The organism is Pseudomonas bubulae, assembly GCF_900618535.1.
Classification (GTDB): domain Bacteria; phylum Pseudomonadota; class Gammaproteobacteria; order Pseudomonadales; family Pseudomonadaceae; genus Aquipseudomonas; species Aquipseudomonas bubulae.
Window position 1 is genome coordinate 673,916 of the sequence record NZ_UYJA01000002.1, and the last position, 18,238, is coordinate 692,153.

General features: G+C 58.4%; 17 protein-coding genes. 7 read left to right on the forward strand and 10 right to left on the reverse strand.

Annotation, left to right across the window (positions count from 1 at the left end; translation table 11 throughout):
- The first annotated feature begins 47 nt into the window (after positions 1-47).
- On the forward strand, positions 48-1,154 hold the full coding sequence (recA, locus tag PPTH39_RS09785; RefSeq protein WP_016779767.1) for a recombinase RecA: 1,107 nt from the start codon (positions 48-50) through the stop codon (positions 1,152-1,154).
- A gap of 8 nt (positions 1,155-1,162) precedes the next feature.
- Positions 1,163-1,630, forward strand: a complete 468-nt coding sequence (gene recX / locus PPTH39_RS09790) for a recombination regulator RecX (RefSeq protein WP_095003018.1) — start codon at positions 1,163-1,165, stop codon at positions 1,628-1,630.
- 167 nt (positions 1,631-1,797) lie between these two features.
- Here the strand turns inward: recX and PPTH39_RS09795 are convergent, their stop codons facing one another.
- Both PPTH39_RS09795 and PPTH39_RS09800 read right to left on the reverse strand, forming a co-directional pair.
- A complete protein-coding gene (locus PPTH39_RS09795; protein ID WP_095003019.1) occupies positions 1,798-2,913 on the reverse strand; it encodes an LOG family protein in 1,116 nt (371 codons plus the stop codon).
- Between the two features lie 207 nt (positions 2,914-3,120).
- The gene (locus tag PPTH39_RS09800; protein ID WP_095003020.1) at positions 3,121-3,531 is read right to left on the reverse strand and encodes a PA3611 family quorum-sensing-regulated virulence factor; all 411 of its coding nucleotides are present in this window, start codon (positions 3,529-3,531) and stop codon (positions 3,121-3,123) included.
- Between the two features lie 207 nt (positions 3,532-3,738).
- Here PPTH39_RS09800 and PPTH39_RS09805 point away from each other — a divergent pair, with 207 nt between their 5' ends.
- From PPTH39_RS09805 to PPTH39_RS09815, 3 genes are all read left to right on the forward strand, one after another.
- Positions 3,739-4,494, forward strand: coding sequence for a tRNA-uridine aminocarboxypropyltransferase (locus tag PPTH39_RS09805; protein ID WP_095003021.1), 756 nt, complete (start codon positions 3,739-3,741; stop codon positions 4,492-4,494).
- A gap of 303 nt (positions 4,495-4,797) precedes the next feature.
- Positions 4,798-5,448 (forward strand): response regulator transcription factor ErdR, encoded by a 651-nt coding sequence (erdR, locus tag PPTH39_RS09810; RefSeq protein WP_095003022.1) that lies wholly within the window; start codon positions 4,798-4,800, stop codon positions 5,446-5,448.
- 75 nt (positions 5,449-5,523) lie between these two features.
- The gene (locus PPTH39_RS09815) at positions 5,524-5,886 is read left to right on the forward strand and encodes a diacylglycerol kinase (protein WP_016779774.1); all 363 of its coding nucleotides are present in this window, start codon (positions 5,524-5,526) and stop codon (positions 5,884-5,886) included.
- On the opposite strand, the gene PPTH39_RS09820 is transcribed toward PPTH39_RS09815, so the two are convergent.
- Positions 5,883-6,809 (reverse strand): LysR family transcriptional regulator, encoded by a 927-nt coding sequence (locus PPTH39_RS09820; RefSeq protein ID WP_095003023.1) that lies wholly within the window; start codon positions 6,807-6,809, stop codon positions 5,883-5,885. The two genes, PPTH39_RS09815 and PPTH39_RS09820, sit on opposite strands and share 4 nt — an antisense overlap.
- A gap of 117 nt (positions 6,810-6,926) precedes the next feature.
- Here PPTH39_RS09820 and fpr point away from each other — a divergent pair, with 117 nt between their 5' ends.
- A complete protein-coding gene (fpr, locus tag PPTH39_RS09825) occupies positions 6,927-7,706 on the forward strand; it encodes a ferredoxin-NADP reductase (RefSeq protein WP_019827846.1) in 780 nt (259 codons plus the stop codon).
- Positions 7,707-7,827: 121 nt separating this feature from the next.
- Here fpr and tsaA read toward each other — a convergent pair whose 3' ends face one another.
- The 5 genes from tsaA to rimO all read right to left on the reverse strand — a co-directional run bounded on the left by tsaA (position 7,828) and on the right by rimO (position 11,891).
- On the reverse strand, positions 7,828-8,523 hold the full coding sequence (gene tsaA / locus PPTH39_RS09830; RefSeq protein WP_095019814.1) for a tRNA (N6-threonylcarbamoyladenosine(37)-N6)-methyltransferase TrmO: 696 nt from the start codon (positions 8,521-8,523) through the stop codon (positions 7,828-7,830).
- 134 nt (positions 8,524-8,657) lie between these two features.
- Positions 8,658-9,119 (reverse strand): YehS family protein, encoded by a 462-nt coding sequence (locus tag PPTH39_RS09835; protein ID WP_095003025.1) that lies wholly within the window; start codon positions 9,117-9,119, stop codon positions 8,658-8,660.
- Positions 9,120-9,199: 80 nt separating this feature from the next.
- On the reverse strand, positions 9,200-9,910 hold the full coding sequence (locus PPTH39_RS09840; protein WP_130871914.1) for an rRNA pseudouridine synthase: 711 nt from the start codon (positions 9,908-9,910) through the stop codon (positions 9,200-9,202).
- A gap of 71 nt (positions 9,911-9,981) precedes the next feature.
- A complete protein-coding gene (locus PPTH39_RS09845) occupies positions 9,982-10,446 on the reverse strand; it encodes a GNAT family N-acetyltransferase (protein ID WP_095019816.1) in 465 nt (154 codons plus the stop codon).
- A gap of 104 nt (positions 10,447-10,550) precedes the next feature.
- On the reverse strand, positions 10,551-11,891 hold the full coding sequence (gene rimO / locus PPTH39_RS09850; protein WP_130871915.1) for a 30S ribosomal protein S12 methylthiotransferase RimO: 1,341 nt from the start codon (positions 11,889-11,891) through the stop codon (positions 10,551-10,553).
- 304 nt (positions 11,892-12,195) lie between these two features.
- Between rimO and PPTH39_RS09855 the strand changes: the two genes are divergently transcribed.
- Positions 12,196-14,097: a potassium transporter Kup gene (locus PPTH39_RS09855; protein WP_130871916.1), complete on the forward strand. Its 1,902-nt coding sequence runs from the start codon at positions 12,196-12,198 to the stop codon at positions 14,095-14,097.
- Between the two features lie 170 nt (positions 14,098-14,267).
- Here PPTH39_RS09855 and PPTH39_RS09860 read toward each other — a convergent pair whose 3' ends face one another.
- Together PPTH39_RS09860 and mprF are read right to left on the reverse strand one after the other, a co-directional pair.
- The gene (locus PPTH39_RS09860; RefSeq protein ID WP_095019817.1) at positions 14,268-15,548 is read right to left on the reverse strand and encodes a virulence factor family protein; all 1,281 of its coding nucleotides are present in this window, start codon (positions 15,546-15,548) and stop codon (positions 14,268-14,270) included.
- Entirely contained in the window at positions 15,548-18,190 is a 2,643-nt protein-coding gene (mprF, locus tag PPTH39_RS09865; RefSeq protein ID WP_130871917.1) for a bifunctional lysylphosphatidylglycerol flippase/synthetase MprF, read from the reverse strand. The genes PPTH39_RS09860 and mprF overlap by 1 nt, the downstream gene beginning before the upstream one ends.
- Positions 18,191-18,238 lie beyond the last annotated feature (48 nt).

Below are 18,238 nucleotides of genomic sequence, written 5' to 3' on the forward strand. Positions count from 1 at the left end.
TATACAGTTATCGGCCGTCGGGCCTTATTGATTACGAGAGGACTTTAATGGACGACAACAAGAAGAAAGCCTTGGCTGCGGCCCTGGGTCAGATCGAACGTCAATTCGGCAAGGGAGCCGTGATGCTGATGGGCGACCAGGAGCGTCAGGCCGTGCCGGCGATCTCCACCGGCTCGTTGGGTCTGGACATCGCACTGGGCATTGGCGGTCTGCCAAAAGGCCGTATTGTTGAAATCTACGGCCCTGAGTCGTCGGGTAAAACCACCTTGACCCTGTCCGTGATTGCACAGGCGCAAAAGGCCGGTGCTACCTGCGCCTTCGTCGATGCCGAGCACGCTCTTGACCCTGAATACGCTGCCAAACTGGGCGTAAACGTTGATGATCTGCTGGTTTCACAGCCTGACACCGGCGAACAGGCACTGGAAATCACCGATATGCTGGTGCGTTCCAATGCGGTTGACGTGATCATCATCGACTCCGTTGCTGCACTGACGCCAAAAGCTGAAATCGAAGGCGACATGGGCGATACCCACGTTGGCCTGCAAGCCCGTCTGATGTCGCAAGCGCTGCGTAAAATCACCGGTAACATCAAGAACGCCAACTGCCTGGTTATCTTCATTAACCAGATCCGCATGAAAATCGGCGTGATGTTCGGCAGCCCTGAAACCACCACCGGTGGTAACGCACTGAAGTTCTACGCTTCGGTACGTCTGGATATCCGCCGCACCGGCGCCGTAAAAGAAGGTGATGTGGTGGTGGGTAGCGAAACCCGCGTGAAAGTGGTCAAGAACAAGGTGGCACCACCGTTCCGTCAGGCTGAATTCCAGATCCTGTACGGCAAGGGTATCTACCTGAACGGTGAAATGATTGACCTGGGCGTACTGCATGGCTTTGTTGAAAAAGCTGGCGCCTGGTACAGCTACAACGGCAGCAAAATCGGTCAGGGCAAGGCCAACTCCGCCAAGTTCCTGGACGATAACCCGGACATCAAGGATGCGCTGGAGAAGCAGCTGCGTGAGAAGTTGCTCGGGCCAAAAACCGATGCCGAACTGGCAGAACTGAAAGTCATGCCAAAAATGAGCAAGGCTGCCAAAGAAGCTGCAGCGCTGGCTGAAGCCGAAGAAATGGAAAACGCCACCGACGGCGATAACTGATCACTGCCATGATTGCCGTCCTGGATACCCCCGTCGCGGTGCGACGGACTGCAATGGATCTGCTCGCGCGACGCGAGCACGGTCGAGTCGAGCTGACGCGCAAGTTGCGTCAGCGCGGCGCTTGCCCCGACATGATCGACGCTGCCCTTGACCGTTTGACGGAAGAGGGGCTGTTGTCCGAGTCTCGTTACCTTGAAAGCTATATCAACTACCGTGCCGGTTCCGGTTATGGCCCTTTGCGAATTCGTGAAGAGCTTGGCCAGCGTGGGCTGGTGCGTGGAGATATAGAGGAGGCGTTGCGAGAATGCGGTTTCGACTGGCAAGAGCGACTGGAAGAGACCTGGCGCCGCAAGTTTTCCGGTCAGTTGCCCGCTGATGCAAAAGAGCGTGCCCGCCAGGGGCGCTTTTTGAGTTACCGCGGTTACCCGCTTGAAATGATCGGCCGCCTGTTAAGCGGCCGAGAGTTTGATGACTGAAGCTGTTGGCGCTCGTACCCTTTAAGGTTCGGATTCAGTGGGCGCCACAAAACCTGTGGGAGCAGGCTTGCCTGCGAAGGCAGCAATGCGGTTTGCCTGCCAGATCGTGCCGCCTGCATCGCGAGCAAGCCCGCTCCCACAGTACCAGCCCACTTACCAATTCCGGCTTAATCAGCCAGCGACTCGTGCATCTGCGCCGTAGGCGCATTATCAGTTGCAGCCCAGTTTTGCGGCAGGTTGATAAAGTCGACCAGTTCGCGCAGCCGTCCCTGATTGCGCCCGCTAAACGCAAAGCCCAGGCAGGTCAGGTGGTTGAGTTTTGGGTCGTCATGTTCAAAGTGGCAGTATTGCTCTTGATGGAAGCCGTCACTCAGGCAGATATCGGCAAACGCCTGCTGTATCTCCTTGAGTGCCTGCACACTGACCGGCCGCTTCATGCGGATCACAAAAGTTTTGTTCAACCAGCGGCTTGAATGGAAGTTGCTGTAGAACTGGTTGATTTCAGCAAGGGCCTCTTCGGCGCTATGCACCAGGCGCATCAACTTCAAATCGTTGGGCAGGATGTACTGGTTGGCTTCCAGCTGGTTGTGAATAAAGTCCAGCGCCCCCTGCCAGAACTTGCCCCCCGGCACATCCAGTAAAACTACCGGCACCAACGGGGTTTTGCCCGTTTGCATCAGGGTCACTACTTCCAGCACTTCATCCAGCGTGCCAAAACCGCCCGGGCACATCACCAGAGCATCTGCTTCCTTGGTGAAAAACAGTTTGCGGGTAAAGAAAAAGTGAAACGCCAGAACATTGGGCGTGCCATTGATGGTGGGGTTGGCCCGTTGCTCGAACGGCAGGGTGATATTGAACCCCAAACTGTGGGCCAGGCCTGCACCTTCATGGGCGGCAGCCATGATGCCAGCGCCGCCGCCGGTAATGACCATCATGTCGGACTTGGCCAGCACGCTGCCCATTTCCCGTGCCAGGGCATAGAGCGGGTGTTCTACCGGGGTTCTGGCCGAGCCGAAGACCGTGACTTTGCGGCGGCCCTTGAACTGCTCCAGGGTGCGAAAGGTTTTTTCCAGTTCGCGAATGGCTTGCAGGGTGATCTTGGCATTCCAGCGATCAAGGTCGTCATGGGCCATGCGCAATACGGTCAGCAGCATCTCGCGGTAAAGCGCCCGGTTAGGGCTGTCGGGTGCAACCCGCTGCAGTTGCTCGTCCACTTCTTGTGCAAGCTCAAGACCCTGCTCCTGGAAAAACAGCGTCAGGGAGTCATTGGATTGATCAGGCATGTATTTCTCCTTCTACGCAACATCCTTGAAAACGCCGCAACCTGAGCAGGCGCTGAGACACTGAGTGTCACAATGATGCTTCGATGATGGTCCTGAGATGTCTTGACTGGCAATAGCTAATTGCCTGACATACATGAAGTTTAGCGGAAGGAGGCAGGGCTGCAGAGCGGGGTCATACGCCGTACGGGGTACGGCGTGGCGGGGGATTTACTTTTTGCGCTGACAGTTTTCAGCGCGGAAATCCTGGATCAGGACCGGGCTGTTGGTTTTGTACTCCCTGAAGCTGTAGCGCAGCGTGGCGCCTTGAGCCATCAGGGTACGGAAACCTGCATTGCTGCACACGCTGCGACCCAGTTGCGGCACGGTCTCTTCTGGGTTGGAGCGCATCTGGGCGGCCAGTGTCGGGCTGGCTTCCAGGTTGTTGATCAGCACAGTGCCGTCTACCGTAAAGCCTTTATCCAGCAGGTCTGCATTGATTGCTCGCGGTTTGCCTTCATTACTTTTCTCTGCAACCTTGAGCAAGGTTTTGTTCAGCTCAAAATCCTTCAGAGAGGCTGCGTGTGCGGCCAGAGGCAGTGCAAGCATTAGAGCGACGGTCGGAATGATATGGCGCAGCATGAATCTCTCCTGATTTCAGTGACGCAGACTTGGACAGGCCATATATCTGTGCGTTCAGTGGCGCGGGAGTATAGGTCAGCATAGCCATGCAGGAAATGCCAAAGGTCATGGAATCGCGCCTCTGGTAAACTTGGCTCCTTTCTATTGTGAATCCGTTTATGCGCCAATTCTGGCGAATGGACGCTTGGCGCCTTTAAAGTAAAAATCATGACCCTGACGACCTTTTCCCCGAATGCTGTAGCCCGTTTACGAGACGAGCGTGAAGAGGAGAGCACCAAGCCCTACCTGGCCCGCGGCTCGCGGGCTCCGCGTTGCCATACCTGCCGTGTGATCGAAAGCCACTGCCTGTGCAGCTGGCGACCCCGGGTCGAGACACGTTCGGGGGTGTGTCTGGTCATGACTAAAAAGGAAGTGTTCAAGCCCAGCAATACCGGCTGGTTGATCGCAGATGTGGTCAAAGACAATTTTGCCTTTATCTGGTCACGCACTGAAACCGACGAAGCCTTGCTGGCGTTGCTGGCCGATCCACAATGGCAGCCGTATCTGGTGTTTCCCGGCGAGTACGTCGCGCCTGAGCGGGTAACGCACACGGTGGATCTGGACAGCAGCAAGCGTCCGTTGTTTATTCTGCTGGATGCCACCTGGACCGAAGCACGCAAGATTTTCCGCAAAAGCCCGTACTTCGACACCTTGCCGATTTTGAGCCTGCTGCCTGAGCGGCTTTCGCGTTACCGCTTGCGCCGCTCTACCCGCAGCGAGCATCTGTGTACCGCGGAAGTTGCCAGCCTGTGTCTTGAACTTGCCGGTGACTCCCAGGCCTCAAGTGCGCTGGATGCCTACTTCGATGTCTTCAGTCAGCATTATCTGGATGCCAAGAACCAGTTGCCGATCAATGAGTCCAGCGCAGCGCACCAGGAACTGGGCGTTTTTGTAAAAGACCTTCCCCAGAATCGGGCTCAATAGACTAAAGAAGTAGCGCTACAATTTTCCAACAGATGTAAGCGCGCAGCATGGCGGGTTTTTCGATGATGGCGCTCTAAGGGGTTCTACGTGGACCCGGGTGTCAGGTTTTCAGCTTGACCACCCTTGTTTCGCTGGGCATGCTTGGCGCCGATTCGGCTATCGCAGCTGTCAAAACACTTATATTTGCCGACGTTTCGCGTAAATCGCGCCCTTTGACGCACAGTCTTTGAGCTTTTGCTCGAGTTGCCTTAGCGAGTGCTGGAATTGATCAGTGCTCGCCTGAAAAACGGGATCATTTAAATAATGGCCACATACGAAATCCTGATTGCCGACGACCATCCACTGTTTCGCAGTGCCCTGCACCAGGCCGTGAGCCTGGGTCTGGGCTCTGATGTTCGCCTGGTAGAGGTCGCCAGTATTGCCGAGCTTGAAGCACAGCTGGCGGTAAAGGCAGATTGGGATCTGGTACTGCTCGATTTGAACATGCCGGGTGCTTACGGTTTCTCCGGCCTGGTGTTGTTACGTGGCCAATACCCGCAAATTCCGGTGGTGATGGTGTCGGCCCAGGAAGAAGCCTCGATCATGGTGCGTTCCCGCGAGTTCGGAGCCAGCGGATTTATTCCGAAATCCAGTTCGCTGGAAGACATCCAGAAGGCCGTACGTGCCGTACTGGATGGTGATGTGTCATGGCCGCCCCAGGCGTTTGAGGATGTTCAGGTCTCGGCCGAGGCCAAAGCGGCCAGCGAAGGGCTGGCCAGCCTGACGCCCCAGCAGTTCCGCGTGCTGACCATGGTCTGCGAAGGTTTGCTGAACAAGCAGATCGCTTATGAGCTAAGCGTTTCCGAGGCAACCATCAAGGCCCATGTTACGGCGATTTTCCGCAAGCTGGGGGTTCGCACTCGCACCCAGGCCGCGCTACTCTTGCAGCAACTTGAATCAATTTCGAGTCATTAATCTGCGAATCTTCACGCTTTTTTGACGAAGCGTGAACTAGCGTTCCCCTCTCATTTTTTGTGCAGTTGCCTATCTATGTCGCCTTTCAAGGGTAAAACCGGTTTTAAACGGATTTTGAATGCTGGCGGTTACTCGCTGGACGGTTTGCGCGCAGCCTTTACGGGCGAGGCGGCTTTTCGGCAGTTGGTGCTGCTCAACGTGATCCTGATCCCGCTGAGCTTCTTGCTAAATGTGAGCCGCGTAGAGCGCGCATTGCTGATCGCTGTGTGCCTGCTGGCATTGATTGTCGAGTTGTTGAACTCGGCCATTGAAGCGGTGGTTGACCGAATCTCCCTCGACCTGCACCCCTTGTCGAAAAACGCCAAGGACATGGGCAGCGCTGCCCAGTTTGTGGTGCTGACCATGATTGCCGTGGTGTGGGCAGTGATCCTGCTTTAAGCAATGGTTGGCAATACGATCTCGTCGCTGCGCTGAACCCCGGCGGTGAAGGCGCGGCACAGCTCCAGAAATTCGCGCATGGCGGATGTCTGATACTTCTTTTTGTGCCAGATAAAGAAGAACTGCCGGGCCAGATCCAGTTCAGGCGTTTCCACTGCCACCAGGCTGCCGCGCCTGAAAGCGTCACGCAACGCCAGGCGTGAGATGCAGCCAATGCCCAGCCCCGACTCAACGGCGCGCTTGATCGCTTCGGTGTGTTCCAGTTCCAGGCGAATATTGAGCGACGTTTGATGATGGCGCATGGCCTGGTCGAACGTCAGGCGAGTTCCCGAGCCTTGTTCGCGCAAAATCCAGGCTTCACGGGTCAGCTCGTCAAGTGTGGCGCGGCCACGAGCCGCCAGTGGATGCTGCGGGGCGCAAAACACCACCAGTTCATCCTCGACCCAGCTCTGCACTTCAATATCCGGGTGGGCGCAATCGCCTTCGATCAGACCCAGATCAATTTCGTAGTGGGCGACTTGTTGCACGATATGAGCCGTGTTCTGAACCACCAGCTTGACCTGACTTTCCGGGTGCGCCTGCATAAAGCTGCCGATCAGCAGGGTGGCCAGGTAGTTGCCGATGGTTAGTGTCGCGCCGACGGTCAATGAGCCAAAACCGGACTTGCCATTAAGCAGGTCTTCGATCTCCTTGGCCTGATCCAGTAATGCGACAGCCTGTGGCAGCAATTGCCGGCCCAGTGCGTTGAGACTCAAGCGCTTGCCGGCACGATCGAACAGCTGGCAGCTGGTCTGGCGCTCCAGTTCGGTGATCGAGGTACTGGCAGCAGATTGTGAAAGGGCCAACAAGCCGGCAGCGCGAGACACGCTCTCTTGTTGGGCGACGGCGACGAAAACCTGGAGTTGTCTGAGAGTAAATCGCATATCGATATAACCGATAACCCTTATCTTGATAATTCAGTTAACAGATATTGTCGCCGCCATTAGAATGCTGTGCAATCGCGCCCATAGTCAGCGCAGGCGAATTTAGGAGCCCCGTACATGAGCAACATGAACCACGAACGTGTCCTCAGTGTTCATCACTGGAACGACACCCTGTTCAGCTTCAAGTGTACCCGTGACCCGGGCTTGCGCTTCGAGAACGGTCAGTTCGTGATGATCGGCCTGCAACAGCCCAATGGCCGTCCGCTTATGCGTGCCTACTCGATTGCCAGCCCGAACTGGGAAGAGCATCTGGAGTTCTTCAGCATCAAGGTGCCTGATGGCCCGCTGACCTCCCAGTTGCAGCACTTGAAGGAAGGCGACGAGATCATCATCAGCAAAAAACCTACGGGTACGCTGGTGCTGGACGACTTGAAGCCGGGCAAGCATCTGTACCTGCTCAGCACCGGCACCGGTCTGGCGCCCTTTATGAGCGTTATCCAGGATCCGGAAACCTACGAGCGTTTCGAAAAAGTGATCCTGTGCCACGGTGTGCGTTACGTCAATGAAGTCGCTTACCGCGAATTCATTACCGAGCACCTGCCGCAGAACGAATTCTTCGGCGAAGCGCTGCGTGAAAAGCTGATCTACTACCCGACCGTGACCCGCGAGCCATTCGAGAATGAAGGCCGCCTGACCGACCTGATGCGCAGCGGCAAGCTGTTCAGCGATATCGGTCTGCCGCCGATCAACCCGCAGGACGACCGTGCCATGTTGTGCGGTAGCCCGAGCATGCTCGACGAGACCAGCGAAGTGCTTAACAGCTTCGGCCTGAAAGTTTCGCCACGCATGCGTGAGCCGGGTGATTACCTGATCGAGCGTGCTTTCGTCGAGAAGTAACAAACGCAGATCGATACAAATGTGGGAGCGGGCTTGCCCGCGATTGTGGAGTGCCAGCCACCGCATGGGTGACTGACAGGCCGTAATCGCGAGCAAGCCCGCTCCCACATTGCGTTTCAGGTCACGGCTTGGGAATCACCTCAAGCACACGGATCAAACCAGGCTCGGGGTAATGCCAGCGTACATCCAGATCCCAGAACTGCGCGCCGTATTCTCGTTCGGCTGTGGGCGTCTGGTAAGCAGGGCGTGGATCTTGCGCCAGGCATTGCTCGATCAGCTCCACCAGCGGCTCCTGAAGGCGCAGGGCTTCCCTGTGGGCCTGTTGCAGGGCGCTGTCGGCCCATTGCACGGGGATCAATACCGGTGCGGCGCTGGCCATGCCATTGCTGGCATCGCTGATGATATCGGCGTAGGGCACATAGGGTTTGATATCCAGAATCGGCGTGCCGTCGAGCAGGTCGATGCCGGAAATCCACAGGCGATTGGCTTCTACCTTGTCCAGCTTGACCACTGACTGGCCGATGCCGTTCGGGCGATGGGTGGCGCGGGTGGCAAACACGCCCATCGACTTGTTGCCGCCCAGGCGTGGCGGGCGCACCTTGAGGCGAGGCTTGTCTTCAAGTGCCTGATGAAACACAAACAGCAACCAGACATGGCTGACCTGCTCCAGGCCCTGCACCGCATCGCCCTGGTCAAAGGGTGCGACCAGTTCCAGCACGCCACGGGCGGCCGGTGCCAGTTGTGGCTGGCGCGGGATGGCGAACTTCTCCTTGAAGCAGGAGCGCACAAAGCCTATGGGGGAGACGGTGTAGGGCATGGGAGATATCGGGCTGGTGGGTCAGAACAGGCTCTTGTGGGAGCGGGCTTGCTCGCGATTCAGACGGCTCGGTCGATCTGAATCACTGCGGTGCTGCTATCGCGAGCAAGCCCGCTCCCTCAGGAGGTGTGTTTTCAGTCGCGAACGCGCAGGGTCAGGCCCTTGAGGAAGTTGCGCAGCAACTGGTCGCCACAGGTGCGGTAGTTGGTGTGGCCGAACTTGCGGAACAGGGCGCTCAGCTCGGGCTTGGACACCGGGAAGCCCGCAGCCTTGAGGATGGCGTGCATGTCGTCTTCCTTCAGTTCGAAGGCCACACGCAGTTTTTTCAGAATGATGTTGTTGGTCACCGGCAGCTCGACCGGCATTGGCGCACGGCTTTCGTCCTTGCCGCGCTTGAAGATCACCAGGCCATCCAGGAAGTGCGCCATCACGTCGTCAGGGCAACGTACAAAACCTTCTTCTTCGTCTTTTTTCAGGTAGGTCAGTACATCTTCCTTGGTAACTTCCAGGCCACCAAGCTTGATGATTTCGACAACCTTGTTGTCGCTGATGTCGAGCATGTAGCGCACGCTGCGCAGTACGTCGTTATGAATCATTTGGGTAATCCTGATATTCAGCAGTGAGCACCGCAGGCATTGCTGCGGTGTCGAAATGTTCGGGGTAGGGCTGTAAGTCGTTAGAACTTTTCTTTGGCGCTCATATAGCGCCATTGGCCTACGGGCAATTTGCCCATCGACACGCCGCCGATACGAATCCGGCGCATGGAAATCACGGTCAGGCCTACCGCCTGGCAGAACAGGGCAATCACACCTGGTTGCGGATTTTTCATCGCAAAACGCAGGCGGTTTTCACTCTGCCAGCTGGCCTTGACCGCAGGCAGCTCGCGACCCTTGTAGGTCATGCCGTGGTTGAGACGGTTCAGACCGTGGGGGGCCATTTCGCCAGAGACCTCGATCACGTATTCCTGCTCGATCTTGCTGGCATCGGCCGTCAGCTTGCGCACGATCTTCCAGTCCTGGGTAAACACCAGCAGGCCGCTGGCGTTGGCTTGCAGCTCATTGCCAACGCTCAGGCGCAGGAAGTGGCCCTTGAGCGGGCGCTTGCCGAAGCGGTGTTCTTCGCTCAGGGTGTCCGGGCCGATCAACGCCATGGCGCTGTCGGTATCCAGGCCTGCCGGGGCGTTGAGCAAAATGGTCACAGGCTCGGGCGCGGTGGCCTTGGCTTCAGGGTCCAGCTCGACTTTCTGGTTGTCGACCTTGAACTGTGGCTCGTCGATGACTTCGCCATCTACCGTGACCCAGCCACCTTCAATGAACAGTTCGGCCTCACGGCGGGAGCAGCCGACGAGTTCGATGAGGCGTTTGGAGAGACGTATCGGTTCAGACATGACAGGGGCCGTAAAGGAATTGGGCGGCTATTGTACCCGCCTGGCGCCGGTTAAGCCCGGCAACATTTGCCTTATGCACGTGCTGGGCGTTTATACCGCAGGTGCAGCAGGGGATAGGGCTGGCCCATGCCGTCTTTTTCGCAGCGCCCGATCACCTCAAACCCCTGTTTGAGGTAAAAGCCGATGGCTTGCGAGTTTTGCTCATTGACGTCGAGGCGTTCAGCATTCAGTTCATTGATGGCGAACATTAACAGGCATTTGCCGATGCCTTGCCCCCGGTAATCCGGGTGAACAAACAGCATTTCAACCTTGCCGGCCGCGACTCCGGCAAAGCCGGTAATGCGTTTGCTGACCGGGTCCTTGCAGCAGATCAGCATGACGGCGTCCAGATATTGGTCTTTGACCAGGCCGCGCAGAAGTTGAATATAGCTGTCAGGTAAAAAATCATGGGTGGCACGAACAGATGCTTCCCATACGTCGGTTAGTTCGGCGAAGTCCGTAAGACGTGGGGTATGAATGACCCATTGTTGTTGCATCGAGCGTGTCTCCTGACACAGGTGTGGAAGGCAATGGGTTTACGATAGCCGTAAAAAAAGCCCTGGCGCGAGAGCGGCAGGGCTTTTTGCGAGGCAGTCGCGAATTAGATCACTTCAGCCCACAGGTCATATTCGTCGGCGTCGGTGACGCGGCACATGATCTTGTCACCCGGCTTGATATCTTTTTCGGTCGCAATAAATACGTTGCCGTCGATTTCCGGAGCATCGAAGAAGCAGCGGCCTACAGCGCCTTGCTCGTCGACTTCATCGATCAGGACTTCGATTTCCTTGCCGATCTTCATCTGCAGGCGTGCTGCGCTGATGGCCTGTTGATGGGCCATAAAGCGATCCCAACGATCCTGTTTGACGTCATCCGGCACGATGGCCGCGTCCAGCAGGTTGGCAGGTGCGCCTTCTACCGGCGAGTACTGGAAGCAACCCACGCGATCCAGTTGAGCTTCGGTCAGCCAGTCGAGCAGGTACTGGAAGTCTTCTTCGGTTTCACCCGGGAAGCCGACGATAAAGGTCGAACGGATGATCAGTTCCGGGCAGATTTCACGCCAGTTCTTGATCCGGGCCAGGGTCTTGTCTTCAAACGCCGGGCGTTTCATGGCCTTGAGCACTTTCGGGCTGGCGTGCTGGAACGGGATGTCCAGATACGGCAGGATTTTGCCGGCGGCCATCAGCGGGATCAGTTCGTCAACGTGCGGGTACGGGTAAACGTAGTGCAGACGCACCCATACGCCCAGCGAGCTCAAGGCTTCGCACAGCTCGGTCATGCGCGTCTTGACCGGAGCACCGTTCCAGAAGCCGGTACGGTATTTGACGTCAACGCCGTAGGCGCTGGTGTCTTGGGAAATCACCAGCAGCTCTTTGACGCCGGCCTTGACCAGGCGCTGGGCTTCGTCGAGCACGTCACCCACCGGGCGGCTGACCAGCTTGCCGCGCATCGATGGGATGATGCAGAAGCTGCAGCTGTGGTTGCAGCCTTCGGAAATCTTCAAGTAGGCGTAGTGACGTGGCGTCAGCTTGATGCCCTGTGGCGGCACCAGGTCGATCAGCGGGTTGTGATCCTGGCGCGGCGGCACCACCTGGTGCACGGCGTTGACTACCTGCTCGTACTGCTGCGGGCCGGTCACGGCCAGTACGCTTGGGTGCACGTCGCGGATATTGCCTTCTTCGACACCCATGCAGCCGGTCACGATGACCTTGCCGTTTTCCTTGATGGCTTCGCCGATCACTTCCAGGGATTCGGCCTTGGCGCTGTCGATAAAGCCGCAGGTGTTGACCACCACGACGTCGGCGTCCTGATAGGTTGAGACGACGTCATAGCCTTCCATGCGCAGTTGCGTAAGGATGCGCTCGGAGTCGACCAGTGCTTTCGGGCAACCCAGGGAAACAAAGCCAACCTTTGGGTTGGCTGGCTTGGCGGTAACGGTGGACATGGCGAACCTCGGTATGTAGTGACGTTACATGCCCGTAAAGGCTGCACGACGAACGGGCGCTTATTGCGCCTCTGATCAAAAAAAGTGCGCAATTTTAGCTATGGTCAACGCACTTGACCAGCGTTATACGGGGATTTGCGACGAGTGCTGCGCTATGCTGCGCGCCGTTGCGAAAGCAGGGTTTTTAACTAACGTGATTTTGTAGGCAGGAGCCGTAGCTAACACTCGGGAAATCAGCGCATGCTGCTGATCAAATGTAGCGCAAGCCATTAAGAAACGCGGTCAATGGTCGTAGGAGTGGTTGATGGGGCAGGCAAGCAGTCAGGCGGCAGAAGACGGTCACTCGAAGGCCAAGCCTATCGGGATGCTGGTTGCAGCGGTCGGAGTGGTGTACGGCGATATCGGTACCAGCCCGTTGTACACCCTCAAAGAGGTGTTTTCCGGCGGCTATGGTGTGCAGGTCAACCATGACGGTGTCTTCGGTATTTTGGCGCTGATCCTTTGGTCGCTGATCTGGGTGGTCTCGATCAAGTACGTGCTGTTTATCCTGCGCGCCGACAACGAAGGGGAGGGTGGCATCATGGCCCTGACCGCACTGGCCAGGCGTGCGGCGTCGCCTTATCCGAAGTTGCGTTCGGTGCTGGTGATCCTGGGGTTGATCGGTGCTGCACTGTTTTACGGCGACAGCATGATTACCCCGGCGATCTCGGTGCTATCCGCCGTAGAAGGGCTTGAGCTGGCATTCGACGGCCTGGAGCATTGGGTCGTGCCGCTGGCCTTGATTGTGCTGGTGCTGCTGTTTTTGATTCAGCGCCATGGCACGGCCAGTATCGGCAAGCTGTTCGGGCCAGTCATGGTGGTGTGGTTTGTGGTGCTGGGCGGCCTGGGGATCCACGGTATCGTTCAGCACCCTGAAGTGCTCAATGCGCTGAACCCGCTATGGGGCGTGCGGTTCTTTGTTTCTCACCCTGGCATGGGCGTTGCCATTCTGGGTGCCGTGGTGCTGGCGCTGACCGGCGCCGAGGCACTGTATGCCGATATGGGCCACTTTGGTCGCAAGCCGATTGCCCGGGCCTGGTTCATCCTGGTGTTGCCGGCGCTGGTGCTCAACTACTTTGGCCAGGGCGCCTTGCTGCTGGAAAATCCTGAGGCGGCGCGCAACCCGTTCTATCTGCTGGCGCCGGCCTGGGCGTTGATTCCTTTGGTCGGGCTGGCCACGCTGGCGACGGTGATTGCCTCCCAGGCCGTGATTTCCGGAGCCTTCTCCCTGACCCATCAGGCAATTCAGCTGGGTTATGTCCCGCGCATGCATATCCAGCACACCTCAAGCGCCGAACAGGGCCAGATCTACATTGGCGCGGTGAACTGGTCGCTGATGGTCGGGGTGATTTTGCTGGTGCTGGGCTTTGAGTCTTCGGGTGCCCTGGCTTCGGCTTATGGGGTGGCGGTCACAGGGACCATGCTGATTACCAGTATTCTGGTGTCGGCAGTGATGTTGCTGTTGTGGAAGTGGCCACCTGTTCTGGCCGTGCCCGTGTTGATCGGCTTTTTGCTGGTGGACGGTCTGTTCTTTATTGCCAACGTGCCGAAAATCTTCCAGGGCGGGGCGTTTCCGGTGCTGGCGGGCATAGTGCTGTTTGTCCTGATGACCACCTGGCGCCGCGGCAAGCAACTACTGGTGGACCGTCTTGACGAAAGCGCGCTGCCACTGCCGCTGTTTATCAGCAGCATCCGGGTACAGCCGCCGCATCGGGTGAAGGGGACGGCGGTGTTTCTGACCGCGCGCCCGGATGCCGTGCCTCATGCGCTGTTGCACAACTTGCTGCACAACCAGGTGCTGCACGAGCAGGTGGTATTGCTGACGGTGGTCAACGAAGACTCGCCGCGAGTGCCCGCTTCGCGACGGTTCGAGGTGGACGCCTATGGTGACGGGTTCTTCCGGGTGATCCTGCACTTTGGCTTTATGGATGAACCGGATGTGCCTGATGCGTTGAAGCTGTGCCATCTTGATGAGCTGGATTTCAGCCCGATGCGCACCACTTACTTCCTTAGCCGTGAGACAGTGATTACCTCCAAACTGGTGGGTATGGCGCGTTGGCGTGAAGCCTTGTTCGCCTTTATGCTCAAGAATGCCAACAGCAACCTGCGCTTCTTCAAGCTGCCGGTTAACCGGGTGATTGAGCTGGGGACGCAGGTCGAGATGTAAACCCGTCCAGGCGCAATAAAAAAGCCCCGGCTCGCGAGAGTCGGGGCTTTTTTGGTTAAGCCGGGGCCTGTAACTGTGGGAGCGGGCTTGCCCGCGATAGCAACGACTCGATCTACCAGATACACCGAGCCGCCTGCATCGCGGGCAAGCCCGCTCCCACAAAGGCTGACTTATTGGGCCGTCGCCTGATGTTTCTTGATCAGGTCCACCAGGCGCTGGGCCAGAGCCGGGTAATTCTCGTCGAAGTGATGGCCGCCGGGCAGCTTGAGGCTTTCGCCGACCGCGGTCTTGGCAGTGCAGCCGCTTTCATCGACTTCTTCTGCGCCATAGATGCACACCACTTTACTGGCTGGCAGCTTGGACATTTCTTCGCCGGTATCCGCTTCTGCGCCAGCCTTGCCCAGCCAGCCATCGACATGGATCTCAAAACTGCCGCTGCGGGCAAAGGCCAGCAGCATGATCGAGTCGACACGCTTTTGCTCCGCTTCAGGCAGGCGGTTGTAGGTGGCCGGCAAAACATCTGCACCAAACGAATAGCCCACCAGTACAAAGCGCTGGGTGCCCCATTTTTGCCGGTAGTGCTGCATCAGCTCGGTGAGGTCGGTGGCGCTTTGCTCGGGGGTCTTGTGCTGCCAGTAGTAGCGCAGCATGTCGATGCCCACCACCGGGTAGCCGATCTTGGCCATCTCGCCCGCCACGTCACGGTCCAGATCCCGCCAGCCTCCATCACCGGAGAGGAACAGGGTCACGGTGCTGTTTTGCTGGCCGGCAGGTACTTCGACCACCGGCATGCTCAGCCCGCCGTTTTCATCGCCCACCAGGATTTTGCGCAGCTCGTTGCTCAGGACTTGTGGGTAGTGAATGTCGTAGTCGCTGATGCTGGTCTGCGCATTCGGTTGATCGCGTACAAAAGCCGCGCTCGGGTCATCAGGGTTGTCGTTCCAGGCCACCAGCCAGTTACCGTGGGTGGCAGTTTTCGGAACGGGCAGTGTGCAGCCGGGTTCTTCCAGCTTGAAACCCACCGATACGGCTTGCGCCTTGTCGTTGGTTTGCGCGGCCAGCCAGCGCCAGGCCAGAGTGGCCCCAGGGCCTATGCCGCTGACCAGGGTTGCAGGCCCCTTGAGCTGCTGTAGCGCGGTTTGCAGTGCTTGCTGTTGCAGGGTGCAGTCGTCCTTGGGCAGGATCACTTGCACCAGTTGCGCCTTGCCTGCGCGGCTGAGGGCCATGAGTTGCTTGTCGTTCAGGGCTTCTTCGGCCGGAGTGGCAATCACCACCCGGGCCTGGGCTCTCTGTCCGGGTGTGACCCTGGTCAGGGTCGAGCCATCGCTCTGGCCCAGGTGTTCAATCGTCGGTTCCGGAGCCGGGCGATTCCACCACCAATAGCCGCCTGCTGCCAGGGCGACCAGAACTATCAAGGCAAGCAACAAAAACCGCCAGGAACGATGTTTCATTAACGTTTCACCAATCCAGTCAAGCCGCCTGCAATCAGGGCGGCGGTATCAGCCAGTGCCACCAGCGGATCAAGTCCGGCGGGTACGGCCATATAACGAGGTTCCCAGTCGGGCTGGAATTTGTCTTTAAAGCGACGCAAACCCTGGAAGTTGTACAGGTGCTCGCCGCGCTGGAACAGCATCGAACCCAAACGTTGGGTCAAGGGTGCGCCGCGACGCGGTTGCAGGCCGGACAGAGGTACCATTCCCAGGCTGAAACGGGCGTATCCATGCTTTTTATAATGCTGAATCAGGCCGACCATCATGAATTCCATGGTCAGTTTCGGCGCGTCCGGGTGGGCACGCATCAGGTCGAGGCTCGACAGCTCATGGCTGTGGGTCTCAAGCAGGTTGGCAAAGGCCACCGGCTTGCCTTCAAAGCGAATGATCGCGATGCGAAAGTGCTTGATGTAGTCCTCGCTGAAGCGCCCGAGTGAGAAGCCTTTTTCCCGCACATTCTTGCCGGTGAGCCAGGCGTCGGAAATGACCTTGAGCTCATCCATTGGTGCCTCACCCGGTTCGTGGATTTCCAGTGATAGGCCGTCACGGGTGCCACGGTTCCAGGTGTAGCGCAGGTCCTTCATCTCTTTGCCCTTGGCTTCGAGATCAAAGCGGTGCAAGTCGACCCGGGCTTCTTCACCGAGCTTGATCGCGGTCAGGCCGATGTCCATATAGAACGGCAGGTTCTCGGCGCGTACCTGATAGAACACGGGGCGGGCATGGACGGTGTCGCACAGGTCGCGAAACTGCCAGATCAACTCGGCACGTTGCTGGGGCGGTCCGATCGGGTCGTACAGCGCCACCAGGCTGCGCCCGCGGCGAGCGTACATCAGGAAGGCGTTGTCGTCGGGGTGGAACAGCAAGGCCTTGTCGCCGGTCAGTGCGAGGCCGCCGTCGGGCTGGTCGGAGGCAAGGATGATCTTGCCGGCCTTTTCCAGTTCGGTGGCATCGGGCAGGTGGATCACCGGGCGGGCGGTGCGCAGCAACCAGGTCAGGGATACGACCACCAGCAGTACCGCGGCACCCAGCAGCGAGCGCAGGCCCCGTGGTGCGTCCGAGTCAAGGGTGAACTGCCACCACAGTTGATGGCTATAAGGAACGTCCTGATAGGCGAACAACAGCAACCAGATCGAGGCGCCCAGTACGCAGACACTGGCCACCAGATATAGCGGTGAAAAGGGCAGTTCGGTCAGGCGGCTCGGGCGGTAGAAAGAGCGGCGGAATAGGCCCAGCAGGCTGGCGGTGAGAACCAGGATAGTGGCTTCCTCCCAGTCGAAGCCTTTCAGCAGGGACAGCACGGCGCCGACCAGCAACAGGATAGTGGTCAGCATCCAGGCGGCGGACAGGCGGCGGCGCAAGCCCTGGGCCAAAAGCAGGCAGAGCACGCCGATCAGGCTGGCGCCAAAGTGCGAAGCGTCGACCAGGCGATGGGGGATCAGAAAACCGATGTGTTCGAGGCGCGTGTCGATTTCCGGTGTGGCACCGGAGAACAGCAAAACCACGCCGGACATGAATACCAGCACGGCCAGTACCGGAGCGGCCAGGCCTGACGCAACCCGCAGGCTTTGGCGGGTGTGAATCAGGCGCTGAGCTTCGGTCATCAGCAGCATCAGGCAGGCAATCAGCAGCGGCAGAATCACATAGATCATGCGATACAGCAGCAGGGCTGCCGCCAATGGTGCGGCGCCGAGCTTGTCGGCGAAGGCTGCCAGCAAGATTGCCTCAAACACCCCGACACCGCCGGGGACGTGGCTGAGCACGCCGGCCGCCAGGGCCAGCAGGTAAACCAGCATAAATGCGCCGAAGGGCGGTGCTTCAGGCAACAGCAGATAGAGCACCGTGGCGGCGGCCGCGACGTCCAGAGCGGTAATGACCAGTTGCAGCAAGGTCAGGCGCGCACTTGGCAGGTGCAATGTGCGGCGGCCGGCCTTGACCAGCAGGTTGTCCGGGATCGGCTGCTCGGGCAGGCGTCGGCGGTAGATTCCTATTGCCAGCAAGGCAAACAGGGCCAGCACCGCAAAAGCGATAGCACCCAATATCCAGGCCGGGATATGCAGGGCGGCGGAGGCTGCGGGCAAATTGCTCAATGTGGCCAGTGCCGCCAGCGGTGGCAGGGCGCAGCCCAGCGATAGGCTGGCAAACAGAGTCATATGGGCGACTTCTGACGCCCCCGCGCCATACCGGGCATATAGGCGATACCGCACAGAGCCGCCGGACAGCAGCGACAGGCCGATGGCATTGCCAATGGCAAAGGCGGTAAAGCCGCCCAGTGCCAGGGTTTTGGGTGGCAGTTTTACCCCCGCATAGCGGCTGGCTGACCACTCATAACCGAGCAGGATGATAAAACCCGCGGCAGTCGCAGCCACGGCACCGAAGAGGGCGGGCTTGGGAACTTCGAGGATCGAGTCATGCAGGGCGTACAGGTCAAGTTCGCTTAACAGATGGCGACACGCAATCAGTGCTATTGCAAATAACAGCAGCGTGAGCGCGAGCCCAATGGGCTGGCGATACTTGCTCAGCAAATCCAGCCAGCGCAAACGGGTCGCGGCTATGGGGTGGGCTGCTGTAACGGCTTCTTTGGGTTCTGGCGAGTTATCGGGCATCAATCACCTCGTGGATCGTGCGCGATAGGATGGAGGCATAGGCTCAAG